Source organism: Halomonas sp. HP20-15 (assembly GCF_033446685.1).
Classification (GTDB): domain Bacteria; phylum Pseudomonadota; class Gammaproteobacteria; order Pseudomonadales; family Halomonadaceae; genus Modicisalibacter.
Window position 1 is genome coordinate 1 of the sequence record NZ_JAWQLY010000026.1, and the last position, 3,353, is coordinate 3,353.

2 rRNA genes are annotated in these 3,353 nt (G+C 55.7%); both read right to left on the reverse strand.

The annotated features are described in order from the left end of the window. Window positions 1–54 precede the first annotated feature (54 nt). Window positions 55–170 (reverse strand): 5S ribosomal RNA (gene rrf, locus R6258_RS18645). 135 nt (window positions 171–305) lie between these two features. Continuing rightward, window positions 306–3,194 (reverse strand): 23S ribosomal RNA (locus tag R6258_RS18650). Between the last annotated feature and the right edge of the window lie 159 nt (window positions 3,195–3,353).

Below are 3,353 nucleotides of genomic sequence, written 5' to 3' on the forward strand. Positions count from 1 at the left end.
GGAAGCCCTAAACGACAACACCCCCGACCAATGGCCGGGGGTGTCGAAATAAATGCCTGACGATGACCTACTCTCGCATGGGGAAGCCCCACACTACCATCGGCGCTGAGCGGTTTCACTGCTGAGTTCGGCATGGGGTCAGGTGGGACCCGCTCGCTATGGTCGTCAGGCGTAACTGTGGGCGCGCTGTCGTGACAGCGCCCCGCTACCTGGTCTTAACAAGGTGAAGCAAGCTGATTCGAGAACGACTCGGCGTATCCGTCGTGTGTCGTCGCCCTGGGGCCGTCAGGCCCCTTGGGTGTTATATGGTCAAGCCTCACGGACCATTAGTACGCGTTAGCTCAATGCGTTGCCGCACGTCCACACCGCGCCTATCAACCTCGTCGTCTTCGAGGGTCCTTCAGGGGGCGCAAGGCCCCAGGGAAGTCTCATCTTGAAGGGGGCTTCCCGCTTAGATGCTTTCAGCGGTTATCCCGTCCGTACATAGCTACCCGGCAATGCCATTGGCATGACAACCGGAACACCAGCGGTACGTCCACTCCGGTCCTCTCGTACTAGGAGCAGCACTTCTCAAACTTCCGACGCCCACGGCAGATAGGGACCGAACTGTCTCACGACGTTCTAAACCCAGCTCGCGTACCACTTTAAATGGCGAACAGCCATACCCTTGGGACCGACTTCAGCCCCAGGATGTGATGAGCCGACATCGAGGTGCCAAACACCGCCGTCGATGTGAACTCTTGGGCGGTATCAGCCTGTTATCCCCGGAGTACCTTTTATCCGTTGAGCGATGGCCCTTCCATACAGAACCACCGGATCACTAGAACCTACTTTCGTATCTGCTCGACGTGTCTGTCTCGCAGTTAAGCACCCTTATGCTCTTGCACTCACTGCACGATTTCCAACCGTGCTGAGGGTACCTTCGTGCTCCTCCGTTACTCTTTGGGAGGAGACCGCCCCAGTCAAACTACCCACCACACACTGTCCTCACACCGGATAACGGTGCCAAGTTAGAACGCCAATGATGCCAGGCTGGTATTTCAAGGGTGGCTCCACCCGAACTGGCGTCCGGGTTTCCAAGCCTCCCAGCTATCCTACACAAGCAACATCAGCGTCCAGTGTGAAGCTATAGTAAAGGTTCACGGGGTCTTTCCGTCTAGCCGCGGGTACACCGCATCTTCACGGCGATTTCAATTTCACTGAGTCTCGGGTGGAGACAGCGTGGCCATCATTACGCCATTCGTGCAGGTCGGAACTTACCCGACAAGGAATTTCGCTACCTTAGGACCGTTATAGTTACGGCCGCCGTTTACCGGGGCTTCGATCAAGAGCTTCGCCTTACGGCTAACACCATCACTTAACCTTCCGGCACCGGGCAGGCGTCACACCCTATACGTCCGCTTACGCGTTAGCAGAGTGCTGTGTTTTTAATAAACAGTTGCAGCCACCTGGTATCTTCGACCGGCTTCGGCTCCACCCGCAAGGGGGCTTCACCTACCGCCGGCGTGCCTTCTCCCGAAGTTACGGCACCATTTTGCCTAGTTCCTTCACCCGAGTTCTCTCAAGCGCCTGGGTATTCTCTACCTGACCACCTGTGTCGGTTTGGGGTACGGTCTCGCGTGATCTGAAGCTTAGAGGCTTTTCTTGGAAGCGTGGCATCAATGACTTCCAGACCGTGGTCTGTTCGTCTCGTGTCTCGGCCTAAAGAACCCGGATTTGCCTGAGTTCTCAGCCTACGCACTTTCACCGGGGCTACCAACGCCCGGCTCACCTAGCCTTCTTCGTCCCCCCATCGCAATCACGTGAGGTACGGGAATATTAACCCGTTTCCCATCGACTACGCCTTTCGGCCTCGCCTTAGGGGCCGACTCACTCTGCTCCGATTGACGTCGAACAGAAACCCTTGGTCTTCCGGCGGGGATGGTTTTCACATCCCTTGTCGTTACTCATGTCAGCATTCGCACTCGTGATACCTCCAGCAGGCTTCTCAACCCACCTTCATCGGCGTACACGACGCTCCTCTACCGCTCGCCATTCGGCGAACCCGTAGCTTCGGTACCTGGTTTAGCCCCGTTACATCTTCCGCGCAGGCCGACTCGACTAGTGAGCTATTACGCTTTCTTTAAAGGATGGCTGCTTCTAAGCCAACCTCCTAGCTGTCTAAGCCTTCCCACATCGTTTCCCACTTAACCAGGATTTTGGGACCTTAGCTGACGGTCTGGGTTGTTTCCCTTTTCACAACGGACGTTAGCACCCGCTGTGTGTCTCCCACGCTGCACTCACCGGTATTCGGAGTTTGCCTCGGTTTGGTAACCCGGGATGGGCCCCTAGCCGAAACAGTGCTCTACCCCCGGTGGTGATACGTGAGGCGCTACCTAAATAGCTTTCGAGGAGAACCAGCTATCTCCGAGCTTGATTAGCCTTTCACTCCGATCCACAGCTCATCCCAGCATTTTTCAACATACTTGGGTTCGGGCCTCCAGTTGATGTTACTCAACCTTCACCCTGGCCATGGATAGATCGCCCGGTTTCGGGTCTATATCCAGCGACTGGTCGCCCAGTTAAGACTCGGTTTCCCTACGCCTCCCCTACTCGGTTAAGCTCGCCACTGAATATAAGTCGCTGACCCATTATACAAAAGGTACGCGGTCACCCAACAAGTGGGCTCCCACTGCTTGTACGCATACGGTTTCAGGATCTATTTCACTCCCCTCGCCGGGGTTCTTTTCGCCTTTCCCTCACGGTACTGGTTCACTATCGGTCAGCCAGGAGTATTTAGCCTTGGAGGATGGTCCCCCCGTCTTCAGTCAAGGTTTCTCGTGCCCCGACTTACTCGATTTCACGTGACTCAGATTTCGGCTACGGGGCTATCACCCGCTATGGCCGCGCTTCCCAACGCGTTCGCCTATCAGTTGTCACGCTTAAGGGCTGCTCCCCGTTCGCTCGCCGCTACTGGGGGAATCTCGGTTGATTTCTTTTCCTCGGGGTACTTAGATGTTTCAGTTCCCCCGGTTCGCCTCCCACCCCTATGGATTCAGGGTGGGATACCTTGCTTACACAAGGTGGGTTTCCCCATTCAGAAATGCCCGGGTCACAGGTCGTTTGCCACCTCACCGAGCCTTATCGCAGGCTTCCACGTCTTTCATCGCCTCTGGCTGCCTAGGCATCCACCGTATGCGCTTAATCGCTTGACCATATAACCCCAAGGGGTCTGGTGCGATTTCACACGACAATTGCCGGATACGCTTGAGTCGTATCTCAAATTTGTCAGCTTGATTCACATTGTTAAAGAGCCACTGTCAATCGACAGTCACAAACCGGCGTCATCCTGGGATAACCGGGCTTGTGACTGC